This window comes from Proteus sp. ZN5, assembly GCF_011046025.1.
Taxonomy (GTDB): Bacteria; Pseudomonadota; Gammaproteobacteria; order Enterobacterales; family Enterobacteriaceae; genus Proteus.
This window is the reverse complement of the sequence record NZ_CP047639.1, coordinates 501,382-520,000: the sequence shown is the minus strand read 5'-3', so window position 1 is coordinate 520,000 and position 18,619 is coordinate 501,382. Positions and strand designations below refer to the sequence as shown.

The 18,619-nt window shown below is 40.5% G+C and carries 19 protein-coding genes (1 of these 19 cut by a window edge); 17 read left to right on the top strand and 2 right to left on the bottom strand.

Features of this window, described 5'->3' with window-relative positions; translation table 11 throughout:
* Positions 1-137, top strand: partial view of a multidrug transporter subunit MdtD gene (gene mdtD, locus GTK47_RS02515; RefSeq protein WP_165122030.1) — the final stretch only. 1,258 nt of this gene lie to the left of the window's left edge; only the last 137 of its 1,395 coding nucleotides appear in the window; the start codon falls outside the window, past its left edge; it ends in the stop codon at positions 135-137.
* Between the two features lie 63 nt (positions 138-200).
* Here the strand turns inward: mdtD and rbsK are convergent, their stop codons facing one another.
* Positions 201-1,130, bottom strand: coding sequence for a ribokinase (gene rbsK / locus GTK47_RS02510; RefSeq protein ID WP_165122029.1), 930 nt, complete (start codon positions 1,128-1,130; stop codon positions 201-203).
* 281 nt (positions 1,131-1,411) lie between these two features.
* Here rbsK and ravA point away from each other — a divergent pair, with 281 nt between their 5' ends.
* Positions 1,412-2,911 carry an ATPase RavA gene (ravA, locus tag GTK47_RS02505; RefSeq protein ID WP_165122028.1) on the top strand — a complete coding sequence of 500 codons (1,500 nt, stop codon included), beginning with the start codon at positions 1,412-1,414 and terminating at the stop codon, positions 2,909-2,911.
* 7 nt (positions 2,912-2,918) lie between these two features.
* Positions 2,919-4,376 carry an ATPase RavA stimulator ViaA gene (gene viaA, locus GTK47_RS02500; RefSeq protein WP_165122027.1) on the top strand — a complete coding sequence of 486 codons (1,458 nt, stop codon included), beginning with the start codon at positions 2,919-2,921 and terminating at the stop codon, positions 4,374-4,376.
* On the opposite strand, the gene asnA is transcribed toward viaA, so the two are convergent.
* Positions 4,377-5,369, bottom strand: a complete 993-nt coding sequence (gene asnA / locus GTK47_RS02495) for an aspartate--ammonia ligase (protein ID WP_109394529.1) — start codon at positions 5,367-5,369, stop codon at positions 4,377-4,379. It abuts the gene before it with no gap.
* Positions 5,370-5,528: 159 nt separating this feature from the next.
* Here asnA and asnC point away from each other — a divergent pair, with 159 nt between their 5' ends.
* From asnC to glmU, 14 genes are all read left to right on the top strand, one after another.
* Entirely contained in the window at positions 5,529-5,990 is a 462-nt protein-coding gene (gene asnC / locus GTK47_RS02490; protein ID WP_023583317.1) for a transcriptional regulator AsnC, read from the top strand.
* 99 nt (positions 5,991-6,089) lie between these two features.
* Complete coding sequence (mioC, locus tag GTK47_RS02485) at positions 6,090-6,530, top strand: FMN-binding protein MioC (protein WP_161710701.1); 441 nt, start codon at positions 6,090-6,092, stop codon at positions 6,528-6,530.
* A 377-nt stretch (positions 6,531-6,907) separates the two neighbouring features.
* Positions 6,908-8,806, top strand: coding sequence for a tRNA uridine-5-carboxymethylaminomethyl(34) synthesis enzyme MnmG (gene mnmG / locus GTK47_RS02480; RefSeq protein ID WP_165122026.1), 1,899 nt, complete (start codon positions 6,908-6,910; stop codon positions 8,804-8,806).
* Positions 8,803-9,429, top strand: coding sequence for a 16S rRNA (guanine(527)-N(7))-methyltransferase RsmG (gene rsmG, locus GTK47_RS02475; RefSeq protein WP_165122025.1), 627 nt, complete (start codon positions 8,803-8,805; stop codon positions 9,427-9,429). The genes mnmG and rsmG overlap by 4 nt, the downstream gene beginning before the upstream one ends.
* A gap of 613 nt (positions 9,430-10,042) precedes the next feature.
* Positions 10,043-10,420 (top strand): F0F1 ATP synthase subunit I, encoded by a 378-nt coding sequence (atpI, locus tag GTK47_RS02470; RefSeq protein ID WP_088494183.1) that lies wholly within the window; start codon positions 10,043-10,045, stop codon positions 10,418-10,420.
* 31 nt (positions 10,421-10,451) lie between these two features.
* A complete protein-coding gene (atpB, locus tag GTK47_RS02465; RefSeq protein WP_023583322.1) occupies positions 10,452-11,276 on the top strand; it encodes a F0F1 ATP synthase subunit A in 825 nt (274 codons plus the stop codon).
* A 45-nt stretch (positions 11,277-11,321) separates the two neighbouring features.
* Positions 11,322-11,561: a F0F1 ATP synthase subunit C gene (gene atpE, locus GTK47_RS02460; RefSeq protein ID WP_004246596.1), complete on the top strand. Its 240-nt coding sequence runs from the start codon at positions 11,322-11,324 to the stop codon at positions 11,559-11,561.
* Positions 11,562-11,622: 61 nt separating this feature from the next.
* Positions 11,623-12,093 (top strand): F0F1 ATP synthase subunit B, encoded by a 471-nt coding sequence (gene atpF / locus GTK47_RS02455; RefSeq protein ID WP_036914499.1) that lies wholly within the window; start codon positions 11,623-11,625, stop codon positions 12,091-12,093.
* Positions 12,094-12,105: 12 nt separating this feature from the next.
* Positions 12,106-12,639: a F0F1 ATP synthase subunit delta gene (atpH, locus tag GTK47_RS02450; protein WP_006534344.1), complete on the top strand. Its 534-nt coding sequence runs from the start codon at positions 12,106-12,108 to the stop codon at positions 12,637-12,639.
* A gap of 14 nt (positions 12,640-12,653) precedes the next feature.
* On the top strand, positions 12,654-14,195 hold the full coding sequence (gene atpA, locus GTK47_RS02445) for a F0F1 ATP synthase subunit alpha (protein ID WP_165122024.1): 1,542 nt from the start codon (positions 12,654-12,656) through the stop codon (positions 14,193-14,195).
* Between the two features lie 58 nt (positions 14,196-14,253).
* Positions 14,254-15,117 (top strand): F0F1 ATP synthase subunit gamma, encoded by an 864-nt coding sequence (atpG, locus tag GTK47_RS02440; protein ID WP_036933511.1) that lies wholly within the window; start codon positions 14,254-14,256, stop codon positions 15,115-15,117.
* 34 nt (positions 15,118-15,151) lie between these two features.
* Complete coding sequence (atpD, locus tag GTK47_RS02435) at positions 15,152-16,534, top strand: F0F1 ATP synthase subunit beta (protein ID WP_023583323.1); 1,383 nt, start codon at positions 15,152-15,154, stop codon at positions 16,532-16,534.
* A 21-nt stretch (positions 16,535-16,555) separates the two neighbouring features.
* On the top strand, positions 16,556-16,972 hold the full coding sequence (locus GTK47_RS02430; protein ID WP_006534340.1) for a F0F1 ATP synthase subunit epsilon: 417 nt from the start codon (positions 16,556-16,558) through the stop codon (positions 16,970-16,972).
* 152 nt (positions 16,973-17,124) lie between these two features.
* Complete coding sequence (gene glmU, locus GTK47_RS02425; RefSeq protein ID WP_098941544.1) at positions 17,125-18,498, top strand: bifunctional UDP-N-acetylglucosamine diphosphorylase/glucosamine-1-phosphate N-acetyltransferase GlmU; 1,374 nt, start codon at positions 17,125-17,127, stop codon at positions 18,496-18,498.
* The last annotated feature ends 121 nt before the right edge of the window (positions 18,499-18,619 follow it).

The following is an 18,619-nucleotide window of genomic DNA, read 5'->3' as shown; positions in this document are numbered from 1 at the left end:
ATGTGGGCACTACGGTTGATAACTTCCATTATACTTTTATTACTGTTGGCATTATTACATTGCTGTCTTCCTTTGTATTCTTACTCCTTGATAAACATGATGGCGAGAATCTAACTAATAAAAAGAAAAAAACCTAATAGCTTTATTCAAACTAAAAAAAGAGAGCTTATGCTCTCTTCTTCTATATATAAAGAAACACCCTATAAGGATGAAGCTAAAAAAGTATCCACTTCATGACGCCAAGGTACTGATGGTTGAGCTCCTGCGCGAGTGACAGCAATAGCAGCCGCGGCATGAGCAAACTTAATCGCTGACATCATAGATTGCCCTTCTAATAAAGCAGTGATTAACGCGCCATTAAATGTATCACCTGCTGCGATGGTATCTACTGCTTTCACTTTAAATGCAGGAACGATACAACCTTTATTATTTTGCTCACTCACCCAAACTCCACGGCTTCCTAATGTAATAAGAACCGTTTTAATACCTTTATTATGTAGAACATCCGCTGCTTGTTGAGCACTTTCATCATCTATGACTTTAATTCCAGTCAGATATTCAGTCTCTGTTTCGTTTGGAGTAATAATATCCACAAGTGATAACAGCTCATCAGGTAATGCTTGAGCTGGTGCTGGATTTAATATTACTTGCACATTTTCTTGTTTAGCAATTTCAGCAGCTTTCAAAACAGAATCAAGTGGTGATTCTAATTGCATTAATAGAGCATCAGCCTCTTTTATTATATTCCCATGACGCTGAACATAACTTGTATCTAATCGTCCATTAGCACCAGCATGAATACCAATAACATTTTCACCTTGCTGGTTAACAAAAATCAGCGCAACACCTGTTGCTACGTCATCAATTAACTCAATGCTCTTGGTATCTATGTTATCTGTCATTAATTGAGCTTTGGCTTTTTTACCAATATCATCATTTCCTAAACAAGCAAGAAATGAAATATTCGCACCACAACGCCCAGCGGCGACCGCTTGATTAGCACCTTTACCGCCAAAGACCATTTGAAATTGGTTACCTGAAATGGTTTCACCAGGAAGCGGAAAATGGGCAACATTAAGAATATGATCAGCATTAACACTACCTAAAATCACAAGTTTCTTCGCTTCCATGATTTTTCCTTACTCTCAGTAATAAATTCTAGATGTATCGCATAAATGACATTCAATATTTTAAACCGATCATCTCAGCAACATTAATGAAAAAACGTGATCACTATCGAAACGTTTCGCTAGTAAAACAAAAAAGAACCAAAAATAAGCAGTAGGAAGCTGAATCGATTTTTGTTATAAACAATTTGTGTGCTAATAGAATGTTTGACTATATGTCAGCAATCCTTTTCTGATATTTTCAGGATGATGACGAAAATAAGTACCCATTATTAGGAGTGTTTATGCAACTTGCAGAGCGGATATCACAACTTAGCCAATATCTTGAAACTGGGCTTTATGAGCGACAGTCAGCTATCCGTCTTTGTCTACTTGCAGCACTGAGTGGTGAGAGTGTTTTCTTACTTGGCCCTCCGGGTATTGCTAAAAGTTTAATAGCCAGAAGAATGAAAGAAGCCTTTAAAGAGGCTAAAGCTTTTGAATACCTAATGACGCGTTTTTCAACCCCTGAAGAAATTTTTGGCCCTTTATCTATTCAAGCTTTAAAAGATGAAGGTAAATATCAGCGTTTGGTCGAGGGATATCTACCTGATGCTGAGGTTGTCTTTCTTGATGAAATATGGAAAGCAGGGCCCGCTATTCTTAATACATTATTAACGGCGATTAATGAGCGTAAATTTAGAAATGGAGAAGCTGAAGTTGCTATTCCAATGCGTTTATTAGTCTCAGCCTCTAATGAGCTACCTGATTCAGACAGTAGTCTTGAAGCACTATATGACCGAATGCTTATCCGCATTTGGCTAACCAAAGTTCAGGATAAGAAAAACTTTCGTGCACTACTCATTAATAAAGATGTAAGCTCTTTTCATATTCCAGAACATATCCAAATTACCGCAGAAGAGTTCTCACGTTGGCAATCAGAATTAGAAAAGGTCACTTTAGATGACCACTTATTTGATTTAATTTATCAACTTCGTGAGTCTTTAGATAAAAGTGATGCAGCACCTTATGTTTCAGATAGACGTTGGAAAAAAGCGGTACGCCTTTTACAAGCCAGTGCTTTTTTTAATGGCCGTAGTGCTATTTCACCATTAGATCTTATTTTATTAAAAGATTGCCTGTGGCATGACCAAGCATCATTTGCATTATTAGATAAGTTATTACAAAGCCTTTTAACAGAACAAGCCTACCACCAGCTAGAGTTGATTAGAAAAACAGAAAGTTTATGGGCTGAGTGGATGCAATCAACAAGAAGTAAACAAGAGCAACAGGCCTTTCGTTTTGAAAAACAAAGTGGAATGTTTGGACGAAATGCACATTTTAGCCTATCAGAAAAAATGCAGGCTGATAAATTCACGTTGTTTTTACATATCCCTCTACATATCCATAGTATTCAAGTTAACTTTATTACTATCGAGCAAAAAGCATTAGAAAACTTTTTAGCTAAAGGGAATGAATTATTAGCGCGTTTAAATGGCATTGGTTTCCCACAATCAATTAATGCGCAAATACGTCAAGATGGTGTATTAGAAATTTTAGATGTTAGTCGTCGAACAACATCTCTTTATCAACAAAAAGAGACTGCGCCTGCCGCTCCTATTGAAAATAACAAAGAGTGGCTAGATAAATTAAAAGATCTGACTCAAGAAATTTATGGTGAGCAGGAAAAATTTAATCATCATCAACCAAATTTATTTATTGATAATGATTGCCTTATTTCCATCGAACAAAGCTTTGTTCAGCTTAATGAAAAATTATCGCAATTAAAAAGCCAAATAAAGTAATGATATTATGCTGACACTTTCAACATTAGATATGCTTTTAGCCATAAATGAAGGGCAGCTTATTGAGGAAGTCATTATTGCTATACTTGCATCACCTCAATTAGCGGTATTTTTTGAAAAACACCCAAAGCTCAAAAAAGCCTTACTTAAAGATATCCACCAATGGAAAAAAAGCTTACAGCAAAGAGTAAAAGAAACCTTAGTACCTACCATGATTGCTGATGAATTTGCCCTTTATCAACAAACTCAGTCATTAGGTAACGCCATATTTAATCAGCAAGTAGAGCGAATACTGGCTGAATTAAACAAACTAGACTCTTCTTTTATTGAAGAAGCATCACAACTAATTAAAACCAATAAGCCTTTTTCACCAGCCCAACAAGCTTTGTTTATTCAACACTGGCGGATAAGTTTAATTTTCCAAGTCACAGCATTACACAAAGCGCTATTTGACCAAGAACAAGAGCAACTCCTTGCAGAACTACAAGAACGTTTAGCGTTAAGTGGAAGCTTAAGTAATACATTCTCAGAAAATGAGCGTGCAGCAGGACGTTTATGGGATATGAGCAAAGGCGTTTTAACAAAAACACCTTTCGATGAGAAAATTATTCAACGTTATAGCGACTTTCTCGATCAACAACCTGAATTACATAAACTCGCAAGTTTGCTTGGCCGTAGCAAAACAGCCAAATCACTTCCTGAAGAGAGTGTGATTTTTGAACCAGTGACTATTGTTGAGAAAGCACCCGATACAACACCAGAGCAAGTCAATGGAATAGGGCTCAGTGATGATATCTTGCGCTTACTTCCTGCCGAACTCGCCTTGTTAGGTATTAATGAAATAGAATATGAATTTTATCGAAAGCTGGTGGAAAAGCAGCTCAATACTTATCGGTTACAAGGGGATAATTGGCAAGAGCGTACTGTATTGCGTCCAGTAACTCATCATCATGATGAAGAAAGACCGAGAGGACCTTTTATTGTATGTATTGATACATCAGGTTCAATGGGGGGATTTAACGAACAGTGTGCTAAAGCTTTTGGATTAGCATTGATGAAAATAGCGCTAGCTGATAATCGTTCATGCCATGTGATGTTATTTTCCACTGAAACTGTACATTACCAGTTGTCATCGTCTAATGGCCTGCAAGAGCTTATCAAGTTTTTGAATCAGTCATTTAGAGGGGGGACAGATTTAAGTGCTTGTTTAGATAATGTCGCAGAAAAACTCAATAGCCCAGCATGGAAAGATGCTGATGCTGTTGTTATTTCTGACTTTGTCGCCCAAAGGTTACCCGAAAACCTAATCAACAAAATCAAAAAAAGCCAACAGCAACAGCACAATCGCTTCCATGCGGTTACCTTATCCAATTACGGTAAACCCAGCATCATGAAAATCTTTGACCATATATGGCGTTTTGATACTGGATTAAAAAGTCGTTTACTTCGACGCTGGCGCCAATAATTACAGCATATCGGCGAAAGCTAAACGGGTGTCTTTTTCCCACACGCCACATTGTACTTGCCCAATGTGCTCTTTTTGTAGCAGCAACATCACTAAACGAGATTGGCCGATACCACCACCGATAGTTTGAGGCATATCACCATGCATTAATGCTTTGTGCCAATCCAGCTCAAGACGCTTAGTATCATCTGTTAATGTTAACTGACGCATTAATGTTTCAGGATCGACACGGATACCCATTGATGACAATTCAAACGCATCTTGTAGAACAGGGTTCCAGACAAGAATGTCACCGTTTAAACCTTCAAATCCATCTTCGTTTGGTGTCGTCCAGTCATCATAATCAGGTGCTCTCACGTCATGAGCTTCACCACTAGAAAGCTTACCGCCAATACCAATTAAGAAAACGGCGCCACATTCTTTGGCAATTGCTTTTTCACGACCTTTAGCATCAAGGTCAGGATAACGACGCAATAACTCTTCAGTGTGGATAAATTGAATTTGATCTGGCAGGAACGGTACCAGACCAAATTCTTCGCTGACGGCTTTTTCAGTTTCTTTTATTGCCTGATAAATTTTACCCACTGTCTGTTTAAGATAAGGAACTGTACGCTCTTTATCTTCCATCACTTTTTCCCAATCCCACTGATCAACATAAACTGAGTGGATTTGAGTTAAGCGATCTTCGTCTGGTCGCAAAGCTTTCATATGAGTATAAAGACCTTGCCCAGAACTAAATCCAAAACGACCTAATGTTTTACGTTTCCATTTAGCTAATGAATGGACAACCTCAAAAGTAGAATCTGGTAAAGATTTGACTTTAACTTGTACTGCCTTCTCATGGCCTGATAAGTTATCTTGAGTTCCATCACCAAGGCGACTTAAGATCGGTCCTTGAACTTCAATCAGTCCTAATTCTTTTTCCAGCAGTCGTGAAAAATAAGATTTAACAAAGCTAATTTGCTGTTGAGTCTGAATGAATGATTTTTCCATTTTTGTATCCCTAGTGGTGATGTCGTGTTTTGCTGATATAGATTAAGCAACAAAATGGGTACTAAATTCAATATACTTCATTAAAAATAGCCTTGCTTGTTTTAAATCGTTAAAAATAACGCTATAAAAATGTATTATCGTTAAAAACAGAGGGGATTTATGGACAATATTTATCAGATCGATAATCTCGATCGTGACATACTTCACGCATTAATGGCGAATGCGAGAACACCTTACGCTGAATTAGCCAAAAAATTCGAAGTTAGCCCAGGCACAATTCATGTTCGAGTTGAGAAAATGAAGCAAGCGGGAATTATTACAGGAACTCGAGTTGATATTAGTGAAAAGCAACTCGGTTTTGATGTCTGCTGCTTTATTGGAATTATTCTTAAGAGTGCAAAAGACTATCACACAGCATTAGATAAACTAGACAAGTTAGATGAAGTTGTAGAGGTGTACTACACAACAGGGCAATACAGTATTTTTACTAAGGTTATGTGTAAAAGTATAGAAGCCTTACAAGACGTACTTATCAACAAAATTCAGACAATCGATGAAATTCAATCAACAGAAACCCTGATCTCACTGCAAAACCCGATAATAAGGACGATCAAACCATAAGGGTAAATTCTTATTTTTTTTATAACCACATTATCCACAGGTAGATCCCAAGTGATTCACAGCGTACAATAGCGCGTCTTGAACATAAGGAGATCATTAATGAAAAAAGTCACTCTTATTAGTGGCAGTACCATGGGTAGTGCTGAATATGTCGCAGAACACCTTGCAGAGATCTTATCTGATGAAGGATTTGAGACAGATCTGCACCATGGGCCTTCTCTTAATGATCTTCCAAATAAAGGGATCTGGCTGGTGGTCACATCAACGCATGGTGCGGGTGATATTCCTGACAACCTACTGCCTTTTGCTAATGAGATATCTGCTGATTCCGTTGATCTTAGTAATATCACCTTTGGTGCGATCGGCATAGGAAGTAGTGAATATGATACTTTCTGCGGTGCGATCAGAACATTGGATCAAAAATTGGTGGAAAAAGGGGCAACTCGCCTTGGCGATCGTCTCGAAATTGATATTCAAAAGTACGACATTCCGGAAGATCCAGCAGAAGAATGGATAGCTTCTTGGAAAAATTTACTTTAATTTGCACAAAAAAACAGCAAACGAATGTGGATAACTCTGCTTAAAAGCAGGGGTTAACCCGTAGTTATCCATTGTATAAGGCTATATCAATAAATGACCTGTGTATAAGTCGTCATTTTGATCCCAGCTTATCAGCAGATAGATCACGGATCATTCACAGTATATGATCCTTTACACTTTTATGATCTTTAAATAGAAAATCCACTTATCCACAGAGGATCGCTTCCTTAATAAAAGATCTAATAAAGAGATCTTTAAATAAAAAGATCTTTAAATAATTACCTGCGGATCTGCTCGCTTGTATCTGTCAAAAAGTTGAGTAGAATTCGTTTTCCCAATGCAACACATTCAGCATTCGTAACATTTAAGGTTCACACATGTTTTATCCAGAACACTTTGACGTCATTGTCATCGGTGGTGGTCACGCCGGTACAGAAGCCGCTATGGCTGCAGCTCGTATGGGGCGTCAAACCCTATTACTGACCCACAATATTGATACTTTGGGCCAAATGTCTTGTAACCCAGCTATTGGTGGGATTGGTAAAGGGCATCTGGTAAAAGAGATCGATGCCATGGGTGGATTAATGGCAACCGCTATTGACCATGCAGGGATCCAATTCAGAACCCTTAACGCAAGTAAGGGCCCAGCTGTAAGAGCAACAAGAGCACAGGCTGACCGTGTTCTTTATCGCCAAGCTGTTCGTACTACTCTTGAAAATCAACCTAATTTAATGATCTTCCAACAACCTGTTGAAGATCTCATTGTTGAAAATGACCAAGTAACGGGTGCTGTTACCCGCATGGGCTTAAAATTCCGTGCTAAATCTGTTGTTCTAACCGTTGGTACTTTCCTAGATGGTAAAATCCATATTGGTTTAGAAAATTACAGTGGTGGTCGAGCAGGTGATCCACCTTCAGTTTCGTTATCACACAGACTACGCGAATTACCACTACGTGTAGGTCGTTTAAAAACAGGTACACCACCCCGTATTGATGCTAGAACTATCGATTTTAGCCAATTAGCTGTTCAGTTGGGTGATACTCCAATGCCTGTTTTCTCGTTTTTAGGAAATGTGGATCAGCATCCTGAACAAATGCCTTGCCATATCACATACACAAACGAAAAAACGCACGAAGTTATTCGTAATAACCTCGATCGTAGCCCAATGTACGCTGGCGTCATCGAAGGAATAGGGCCTCGTTATTGCCCATCTATTGAAGATAAAGTGATGAGATTTGCTGATCGTAATTCACATCAGATCTTTTTAGAGCCTGAAGGTTTAACAAGTAACGAAATTTACCCAAATGGTATTTCAACAAGCTTACCTTTTGATGTTCAAATGCAAATCGTAAATTCCATGAAAGGTATGGAAAATGCGAAGATCATTAGACCTGGTTATGCTATTGAATATGACTTCTTCGATCCTAGAGATCTAAAACAAACGCTAGAAAGTAAATTTATCAACGGATTATTCTTTGCTGGCCAAATTAACGGTACAACGGGTTATGAAGAAGCCGCTGCTCAAGGCATGCTCGCAGGACTTAATGCGGCACGTTATGCCTTCGATCAAGAAGGTTGGTTCCCTCGTCGTGATCAAGCATATATTGGTGTATTAGTTGACGATCTTTGTACTCTTGGTACAAAAGAGCCATACCGCATGTTTACTTCTCGTGCTGAATATCGCTTGATGTTACGTGAAGATAATGCTGATTTACGTCTAACCGAAATTGGTCGTGAATTAGGTATGGTTGATGACAACCGTTGGGCACAATTTAGTGAAAAAGTTGAGCTTGTTGAAAAAGAACGTCAACGTTTAAGAAACATTTGGGTTCATCCACAAGCTGATAATCTTTCAGAAATCAATGGATTACTAAATACACCATTATCTAAAGAAGCTAATGGTGAAGATTTATTACGTCGCCCTGAAATGACTTACGACATACTGAAGAATATTACTCGTTTTGCACCAGGTATTGATGATTCAAAACCGCAAGCAGCTGAACAAGTTGAGATCCAAGTTAAGTACGAAGGCTACATTAGTCGCCAGAAAGAAGAGATCGAAAAACAACTACGTAACGAAAATGCTGCGTTACCGATTGATCTGGACTATAAACAAGTTAGCGGATTATCTAACGAAGTTATTGCAAAACTTAACGATCACAAACCAACATCGATCGGACAAGCATCGCGGATCTCAGGAGTCACACCTGCTGCTATTTCCATTTTATTAGTTTGGTTGAAAAAACAGGGCCTATTACGCAGGAGTGCATCATGAGTGACTTACTTAATCGGCTAAAAAAGCTGGCTAAGCAAGCCAATATAGAGCTTACCGATATTCAAGCTGAAAAACTTACAGGTTATGTTGCGATGCTTGATAAATGGAATAAAGCCTACAATCTCACATCTGTAAGAGATCCACAGCAAATGCTTATCCGTCATATCTTGGATAGCATTGTTGTGAGCCAATATCTTGAAGGTGACAGATTTATTGATGTGGGAACTGGGCCTGGATTGCCCGGTATTCCACTAGCGATAATGCGTCCCGATCATCACTTTGTATTATTGGATAGCTTAGGTAAGCGTGTTCGCTTTATGAAGCAAGTTCAGCACGAACTAGGACTTAATAATATTGAGCCAGTTCAATACCGTGTTGAAGAATACCAAACAGAGAAACCTTTTGATGGCGTTATCAGTCGAGCATTTGCCTCTATGAACGATATGCTCTCTTGGTGCTCTCATTTAGTGACTGAAGAACACGGTCGTTTTTATGCATTGAAAGGACAAATTCATCAAGAAGAGTTAGATGAACTTGCTGATAATGGATTAAAAATGCCTGAAAAAGTGATTAGCTTATCGATACCTGAATTGAATGAACAAAGACATTTGGTGATTATTTAATCAAAATTTTCGAGTCTTACTGATCCTTTTTTCATTTTTTGTGCTCTGGCGATAATATTTACAATGTTATCGCCATTTGTTTTATGGGGATTTATGAGAGTCATTAAAGTTCACTTTAATAAAACAATAAATTAACATTTTATTATCTTTTGCTTTAATTCTCTTTGTAACCTTAGTTTTTCTCTTTTTATTTCCAAAATAAATTAATAATTCTGTGCATTATAAAAATATTGAATTTATTTAATTGAAAATTGGCTAATTATTTTTCAATTGCCACTAAATTGTTCATAAAAGGGAGGTTATTTGTTAACTCCGTTATATAATTTATGAAATAAGCTTTATTTATACTTTTATATTTGTGATGTGCATCACTCTATTTATTTTCTTCAGCTCTATTATTTTTACTCTTTTTGTTCTTAATCATTTTTCATAAATGGAACCTTGGTAAGAAATTTAAATTAATCTTCACTTTTTCGCTACTTATTGATTGAATTCATTGCCACGCCCCGTATAATTTGCTCGTTTTTGTCACTTGACACTTTATAGCAAAGACAGTTTGATACATCATTCAGTAATACCTTTTACGATAGCTAGTCTGGAGAATACAAACGTCATGTCTGTCTCCCTCTACAACGGGAAAGTTGCACTGAAACTGTTATTTTTGCAGTTTATGACTTTTGTTATTCTCAGTGCGGGTTTCTACTTAAAGAGTACAGACTGGAGTTTTTCAGCTTTTTTAGGCGGATTGGCATGTTGGTTACCCAATATTGCTTTTCTTTTGTTAATGCGCTTACAAAAAGTCAACGAAGAAGAAGCTCCAGTTCGCATAAACTGGCTTTTTGCTTTCAGTGAAGGGTTGAAGGTTATATTATCAATAGCCTTGCTGATTGTTGCTTTAGGAGTGTTTAAAGCGGCATTTGCACCACTGGTCATGACCTACTTAGCGGTGCTTGTTATGCAGGTCGTTGCACCAGCCGTCATTAACGGTTAGCGTTTTTAACAACAAAAGGGTAATTGGCATCATGTCTGCATCAGGAGAAGCATTAACCACTAGAGACTACATAGGTCACCACCTGAATAACCTTCAGTTGGACCTGCGTACTTTCGAGTTGGTCAATCCCCATGCTGAAAATGCGCCATCATTCTGGGTGTTAAATATTGACTCACTTTTCTTTTCAGTACTAATGGGAGCTCTGTTCCTATGGCTGTTTAGAAAAGTAGCAGTAAGAGCAACCAGTGGCGTACCGGGAAAATTCCAGACTGCAGTAGAAATGATCATTGGTTTCGTTGATAGCAGCGTCCGTGATATGTATCACGGAAAGAGCAAGGTCATTGCACCTTTGGCATTGACTGTGTTCGTTTGGGTGCTGTTAATGAATGCCCTGGATTTATTACCAATCGACTTCATCCCTTATATCGGTGAACACATCTTAGGGTTACCAGCGTTACGCATCGTTCCGACTGCGGACGTAAGTATTACTCTATCGATGGCAATTGGTGTATTTATCCTGATCCTTTTCTATAGCATTAAGATGAAAGGCATAAAAGGGTTTACAAAAGAGCTGACTTTACAGCCTTTTAATCACCCAATTTTTATTCCTATCAACTTAATCTTGGAAGGGGTAAGCCTGCTATCAAAACCTGTTTCCCTCGGTCTTCGACTGTTTGGTAACATGTATGCAGGTGAACTGATCTTTATTCTTATTGCTGGTCTGTTACCGTGGTGGTCACAGTGGTTATTAAGCCTTCCTTGGGCAATATTCCACATACTGATTATTACGTTACAAGCATTTATTTTCATGGTTCTAACGATTGTCTATCTGTCGATGGCATCTGAAGAACATTAATTATTAACTCTTTGAAGAAATAACTGAAACAAACTGGAGACTGTCATGGAAAACCTGAGTATGGATCTGCTGTACATGGCTGCCGCTATTATGATGGGTTTAGCTGCAATCGGTGCTGCAATCGGTATCGGAATCCTCGGAGGCAAATTTTTAGAAGGTGCTGCTCGTCAGCCTGATCTGATCCCTCTTCTGCGTACACAGTTCTTTATCGTTATGGGTCTGGTTGACGCCATCCCAATGATTGCTGTGGGTCTGGGCCTTTACGTGATGTTTGCTGTTGCCTAATGATGGCAATGAGCAGTAAAAGCATCAAGTTAGTTAATAACCAAGAAAGAGGTATTGTGCTGTGAATTTAAATGCAACAATCCTCGGCCAGGCCGTCGCATTTGTCCTGTTTGTTTTGTTCTGTATGAAATTCGTATGGCCACCAATTATGGCGGCCATTGAAAAACGTCAAAAAGAAATTGCTGACGGTTTATCATCTGCAGAACGTGCTAAAAAGGACTTAGATTTAGCGAAAGCCGATGCAGGCGATCAGCTAGCGAAAGCAAAAGCAGAAGCTCAAGCAATCATTGAATCCGCGAATAAACAACGCACTCAAATGATTGAAGATGCTAAAGCAGAAGCAGAGCAAGAACGTAGTAAGATCGTTGCACAAGCTCAATCCGAATTGGATGCAGAGCGTAAACGTGCTCGTGAAGAACTTCGTAAACAAGTCGCAATGCTGGCTATCGCAGGTGCCGAGAAAATTATTGAACGTTCCGTGGATGAAGCTGCTAATAGCGACATCGTTGATAAACTGGTCGCTGAACTGTAAGGAGGGAGGGGCATGTCTGAAATAGCAACGGTAGCTCGCCCCTACGCCAAAGCAGCTTTTGACTTTGCTGTGGAAAACCAGGCTGTCGATAAATGGCAGGTTATGCTGGCGTTCACCGCTGAAGTAGCACGCAATGAGCAGGTAACCGAATTACTTTCTGGTTCTTTAGCATCAGAAAAACTGGCTGACATCTTTGTTGACCTTTGTGGCGAACAATTAGATGGTCATGCTCAGAATTTAATTCGTGTTATGGCTGATAATGGCCGTTTATCAACGTTGCCTGAAGTATTGAGCCAATTTATTCAATTGCGCGCAGTACTAGAGTCAACGGTTGACGTTGAAGTAACTTCTGCCATTGAGCTAACTAAACAGCAGCTAGCTAACATTTCTGCAGCGATGGAAAAACGTCTATCACGCAAAGTGAAGCTGAATTGCAAAATTGATAAGTCTGTTATCGCAGGCATGATTATACGCGCCGGTGACCTCGTCATCGATGGCAGTATTCGTGGCCGTTTAGAGCGATTAACGGACGTCTTGCAGTCTTAAGGGGACTGGAGCATATGCAACTGAATTCCACTGAAATCAGCGAACTGATCAAGCAGCGCATTGCTCAGTTCAATGTAGTGAGTGAAGCTCACAATGAAGGTACGATTGTATCCGTTAGTGACGGTATTATTCGTATCCACGGTTTAGCCGAAGTTATGCAGGGTGAGATGATCGCACTGCCGGGTAACCGTTTCGCTATCGCACTGAACTTAGAGCGCGACTCTGTTGGTGCGGTTGTGATGGGTCCTTATGCTGACTTAGCAGAAGGCATGAAAGTTAAATGTACAGGTCGTATTCTGGAAGTACCTGTAGGGCGTGGTCTGCTTGGCCGTGTGGTAAACACACTGGGTGAGCCGATTGATGGTAAAGGTGCAGTAGAGCATGATGGATTCTCACCTGTTGAGATGATTGCTCCTGGTGTTATCGACCGTCAATCAGTTGATCAGCCTGTACAAACAGGTTACAAATCCGTCGATGCCATGATCCCAATCGGTCGTGGTCAGCGTGAATTGATTATCGGTGACCGTCAAACAGGTAAAACTGCTCTGGCTGTCGATGCGATCATCAACCAACGCGACTCTGGCATTAAATGTATCTATGTCGCTATCGGTCAGAAAGCCTCTACTATTTCGAACGTTGTTCGTAAATTAGAAGAACATGGCGCGTTAGAAAACACCATTGTTGTTGTTGCTTCTGCATCAGAATCAGCAGCGCTGCAATACCTAGCTCCTTATTCAGGTTGCGCAATGGGTGAATACTTCCGTGACCGTGGTGAAGATGCTCTGATTATTTATGATGACCTGTCTAAACAGGCTGTCGCATACCGTCAAATTTCACTGTTACTTCGTCGTCCACCTGGACGTGAAGCATACCCTGGTGACGTTTTCTATCTGCACTCCCGTTTACTGGAGCGTGCTGCTCGCGTTAATGCTGAGTACGTAGAAGCTTTCACTAATGGTGAAGTTAAAGGCCAAACCGGCTCTCTGACTGCGTTACCAATTATCGAAACGCAAGCAGGGGACGTTTCTGCATTCGTTCCTACGAACGTAATCTCTATTACCGATGGTCAGATCTTCTTAGAATCTAACCTGTTTAACGCAGGTATCCGTCCAGCTGTTAACCCAGGGATCTCCGTATCTCGTGTAGGTGGTGCAGCTCAGACTAAGATCATGAAGAAACTTTCTGGTGGTATTCGTACTGCACTTGCGCAGTATCGTGAGCTGGCAGCATTCTCACAGTTCGCTTCAGATCTGGATGATGCTACCCGTAAACAATTGAACCACGGTCAGAAAGTGACTGAATTGCTGAAACAGAAACAGTACGAACCAATGTCTGTAGCACAACAGTCTTTATCACTGTTTGCAGCAGAACGTGGTTATCTGGAAGATGTTGAAATTTCAAAAGTTGTGCCATTTGAAGCGGCTTTATTAGCTTATGCCTCTCGTGAACATGCTGATTTATTGAAAGAAATCAACCAGACTGGTACTTATAACGAAGAAATCGAAGCGAAGCTGAAAGGCGTGCTAGAAAACTTCAAAGCGACTCAGTCCTGGTAATAACTATTCGGCCTAATAGTTAAACATTAGGCCGTCTGGTTCATGAGGAGAAGCAGAAATGGCCGGCGCAAAAGAGATACGTTCGAAGATCGCCAGTGTGCAAAACACACAGAAGATCACTAAAGCGATGGAGATGGTCGCCGCGTCGAAAATGCGTAAAACGCAGGAACGCATGGCAGCCAGCCGTCCTTATGCAGAAACCATGCGCAGTGTGATTGGTCACCTTGCGTTAGGGAATCTGGAATACAAACATCCATACCTCGAAGAGCGTGAAGTTAAACGTGTCGGGTACCTGGTTGTTTCGACCGACCGTGGTTTGTGTGGTGGTTTGAACATTAACTTGTTCAAAAAACTGCTGGCAGACATGAAAGAGTGGTCTGAAAAAGGTGTGCAGGTAGATTTAGCACTAGTCGGTTCTAAAGCCGCTTCATTCTTTGGCTCAGTTGGCGGGAATGTTGTTGGTCAAGTAACTGGTATGGGCGATGATCCAAAACTGTCAGACCTTATCGGTCCAGTCAATATCATGTTGCAGGCTTATGACGAAGGTCGTTTAGATAAACTGTATGTGGTGGCAAATAAGTTCATCAATACCATGGCTCAAGAGCCTAAAATTCTTCAGGTTTTACCATTACCACCAGGTGATGATGAAGAGCTGAAAGAAAAATCTTGGGATTATCTGTACGAACCTGATCCTAAGGCGTTACTGGATACTTTACTGCGTCGTTATATCGAATCGCAAGTTTACCAGAGCGTCGTAGAGAACTTAGCGAGTGAGCAGGCCGCCCGAATGGTCGCGATGAAAGCCGCTACAGATAACGGTGGAAACCTGATTAAAGAACTGCAATTGGTGTACAACAAAGCACGCCAAGCAAGCATTACTCAGGAACTTACAGAAATTGTGTCTGGTGCAGCCGCGGTATAACAGCTAGGTTTACGAATTACGTAGAGGATTCAAGATGGCTACTGGAAAGATTGTCCAGGTAATCGGCGCCGTAGTGGACGCCGAGTTCCCTCAGGATAGCGTCCCTAAAGTATATGACGCTCTTGAGGTTATGAATGGTAAAGAAAAACTGGTGCTGGAAGTTCAGCAACAGTTAGGCGGTGGTATCGTTCGTTGTATCGCAATGGGTACATCAGACGGTTTAAGCCGTGGCTTAAAAGTTGAAAACTTGGGCCACCCAATTGAAGTACCAGTAGGTAAAGCAACACTGGGACGTATCATGAACGTTCTGGGTACACCTATCGATATGAAAGGTGATATTGCAACTGAAGAACGTTGGTCTATCCACCGTGAAGCACCAACCTACGAAGAGTTATCAAACTCACAAGAACTGCTTGAAACCGGTATCAAAGTAATGGACTTAATCTGTCCGTTTGCTAAAGGTGGTAAAGTAGGTCTGTTTGGTGGTGCGGGTGTTGGTAAAACAGTTAACATGATGGAATTGATCCGTAACATCGCGATCGAGCACTCAGGTTACTCTGTATTTGCCGGTGTTGGTGAGCGTACTCGTGAGGGTAACGACTTCTATCATGAAATGACAGATTCTAACGTTCTTGACAAAGTATCGTTAGTTTATGGTCAGATGAATGAGCCACCAGGAAACCGTCTGCGTGTAGCACTGACTGGTCTGACTATGGCTGAAAAATTCCGTGATGAAGGCCGTGACGTACTGTTATTCGTCGATAACATCTATCGTTACACCTTAGCAGGTACTGAAGTATCAGCACTGTTAGGTCGTATGCCATCAGCGGTAGGTTACCAGCCAACATTGGCTGAAGAGATGGGTGTTCTGCAAGAACGTATCACTTCAACCAAAACAGGTTCAATCACCTCTGTACAGGCTGTATACGTACCTGCGGATGACTTAACTGACCCATCACCAGCAACAACGTTTGCTCACTTAGATGCGACAGTTGTACTGAGCCGTCAAATTGCTTCATTAGGTATCTACCCTGCGGTTGACCCACTGGATTCAACCAGTCGTCAGTTAGACCCACTGGTAGTTGGCCAAGAGCACTATGATGTCGCTCGTGGTGTTCAGTCTATCCTGCAACGTTATCAGGAACTGAAAGACATCATCGCTATCTTAGGTATGGATGAACTGTCAGAAGAAGATAAACTGGTTGTTGCGCGTGCGCGTAAGATCCAGCGCTTCCTATCTCAGCCATTCTTCGTTGCTGAAGTATTTACCGGTTCACCAGGTAAGTTCGTTTCCCTGAAAGACACTATCCGTGGCTTTAAAGGTATTCTGAACGGTGATTATGACCACCTGCCAGAGCAGGCGTTCTACATGGTTGGTACTATCGAAGAAGCAGTAGAAAAAGCTAAGAAGCTTTAATACGGCTGACGGGAGGTTGATATGGCCGATACATCGTTCCACCTGAAAGTTGTCAGCGCTGAAAAGCAGTTATATGACGGCGAAGTCAAACGAATTCAGGTAACTGGTAGCGAAGGTGAGCTCGGTATTTATCCGCAGCATACCCCGTTATTAACTGCCATAAAACCGGGCATGGTACGTGTCGTAAAAACATCGGGCGAAGAAGAGGTTATCTACCTTTCAGGTGGTATTCTCGAAGTTCAGCCGACTGGCGTCATTGTACTGGCAGATACAGCTATCCGTGGTCGTGATTTGGATGAAGCGAAAGCGTTGGAATCTAAGCGTAAAGCTGAAGAACACATTCAATCCTCTCATGGTGATGTTGATTATGCTCAAGCATCAGCAGAATTAGCCAAAGCGATTGCAAAACTACGTGTAATCGAATTGACTCGACGTTGATGTAAATAGGCAGTCTATGATTAAAAAAGCCAGTTGGTTCTTCGCTAACTGGCTTTTTTGCGTCATGAAATATTTTGTGTGACGAAATATGTAGTATTATTTGGCATAAACAGGTTTACTTGCCATTCTTTACGGGAGTTATCGGGTTAATTATGTCTAATTCAGCTAAAAGCGTTGTTATTCTTGCTGCGGGAAAAGGCACCCGCATGTATTCACAGTTACCTAAAGTTCTTCATAAACTTGCGGGTAAATCCATGGTGCAACATGTGATTGATACTGCCAAGTCATTAGGTGCTCAACAAACACACCTTGTCTATGGGCACGGTGGTGAACTAATGAAAGAAAAATTAGGTTCACAACCTGTTAATTGGGTACTACAAGCAGAGCAACTAGGAACAGGTCACGCAATGCAGCAAGCTGCGCCTTTCTTTGCTGATGATGAAGATATCCTGATGCTTTATGGTGATGTTCCACTTATCACCAAAGAAACGTTAGAACGTTTAATTGAAGTAAAACCAGAAGGCGGTATTGGCTTATTAACGGTTATTTTAGATAACCCAACGGGCTATGGTCGTATTGTTCGTGAAAATGGCGAAGTGACTGGCATTATCGAACAAAAAGATGCTTCTGAAGAACAACTCAAAATTACTGAAATCAATACGGGTATTTTAGTAGCAAACGGTGGTGATTTAAAACGTTGGTTAGGTAAACTCAATAATAACAATGCACAAAAAGAGTATTACATTACTGACATTATCGCATTAGCGTATAAAGAAGGCCGTAAAATTGAAACGGCTCACCCTCGTCGTCATAGTGAAATGGAAGGCGTGAATAACCGTTTACAACTGGCTGCATTAGAACGTATTTACCAAACAGAACAAGCAGAACGTTTATTATTAGAAGGCGTTATGTTGCTTGATCCGGCGCGCTTTGATTTACGTGGCACATTAACTCACGGTAAAGATGTCGTGATTGATACTAACGTTATCATTGAAGGTGATGTGACTTTAGGGAATAACGTTGAAATTGGTACAGGTTGTGTCCTGAAAAACTGTGTGATTGGTGATAACTCGATTATTAGCCCATATACGGTGATCGAGGATGCAAACTTAGCACAAGAGTGTACTGTTGGGCCTTTTGCACGTCTTCGCCCTGGTAGTGAATTAGCGGATAAAGCTCATGTTGGTAACTTTGTTGAGATGAAAAAAGCAAGTTTAGGAGTTGGCTCTAAAGCCGGCCATCTAACTTACTTAGGTGATACTGAAGTAGGCGCTAATGTTAATATTGGTGCAGGTACTATTACTTGTAACTACGATGGTGCGAATAAATTCAAAACAGTTATTGGTGATGATGTCTTTATTGGCTCAGATACCCAATTAGTGGCACCAGTGACTGTTGCTAATGGAGCAACAATTGGTGCGGGAACAACACTCACTAAAAACGTGAATGAAAACGAATTAGTGATCAGTCGAGTTAAGCAAACTCATATCAGTGGATGGAAACGTCCAGTGAAGAAAAAACAATAATTTTAAGATAAGGGCGTATATTTAATTATCGCCCTTTTCTTGTACGCTATTATTCTAAAAACAAAAAAATATCCCCGCTTTCTACAATGGCTTGGGGAATAAGCCAATCAGGTATAAGACA

Coding starts and splice junctions, on each gene's coding strand:
- ravA (WP_165122028.1), top strand. CDS start 1,412: ATGCAACTTGCAGAGCGGATATCACAACTTAGCCAATATCTTGAAACT.
- viaA (WP_165122027.1), top strand. CDS start 2,919: ATGCTGACACTTTCAACATTAGATATGCTTTTAGCCATAAATGAAGGG.
- asnA (WP_109394529.1), bottom strand. CDS start 5,369: ATGGAAAAATCATTCATTCAGACTCAACAGCAAATTAGCTTTGTTAAA.
- atpG (WP_036933511.1), top strand. CDS start 14,254: ATGGCCGGCGCAAAAGAGATACGTTCGAAGATCGCCAGTGTGCAAAAC.
- atpI (WP_088494183.1), top strand. CDS start 10,043: ATGTCTGTCTCCCTCTACAACGGGAAAGTTGCACTGAAACTGTTATTT.
- GTK47_RS02430 (WP_006534340.1), top strand. CDS start 16,556: ATGGCCGATACATCGTTCCACCTGAAAGTTGTCAGCGCTGAAAAGCAG.
- glmU (WP_098941544.1), top strand. CDS start 17,125: ATGTCTAATTCAGCTAAAAGCGTTGTTATTCTTGCTGCGGGAAAAGGC.
- asnC (WP_023583317.1), top strand. CDS start 5,529: ATGGACAATATTTATCAGATCGATAATCTCGATCGTGACATACTTCAC.
- mnmG (WP_165122026.1), top strand. CDS start 6,908: ATGTTTTATCCAGAACACTTTGACGTCATTGTCATCGGTGGTGGTCAC.
- atpA (WP_165122024.1), top strand. CDS start 12,654: ATGCAACTGAATTCCACTGAAATCAGCGAACTGATCAAGCAGCGCATT.
- atpH (WP_006534344.1), top strand. CDS start 12,106: ATGTCTGAAATAGCAACGGTAGCTCGCCCCTACGCCAAAGCAGCTTTT.
- atpB (WP_023583322.1), top strand. CDS start 10,452: ATGTCTGCATCAGGAGAAGCATTAACCACTAGAGACTACATAGGTCAC.
- rbsK (WP_165122029.1), bottom strand. CDS start 1,130: ATGGAAGCGAAGAAACTTGTGATTTTAGGTAGTGTTAATGCTGATCAT.
- mioC (WP_161710701.1), top strand. CDS start 6,090: ATGAAAAAAGTCACTCTTATTAGTGGCAGTACCATGGGTAGTGCTGAA.
- rsmG (WP_165122025.1), top strand. CDS start 8,803: ATGAGTGACTTACTTAATCGGCTAAAAAAGCTGGCTAAGCAAGCCAAT.
- atpE (WP_004246596.1), top strand. CDS start 11,322: ATGGAAAACCTGAGTATGGATCTGCTGTACATGGCTGCCGCTATTATG.
- atpD (WP_023583323.1), top strand. CDS start 15,152: ATGGCTACTGGAAAGATTGTCCAGGTAATCGGCGCCGTAGTGGACGCC.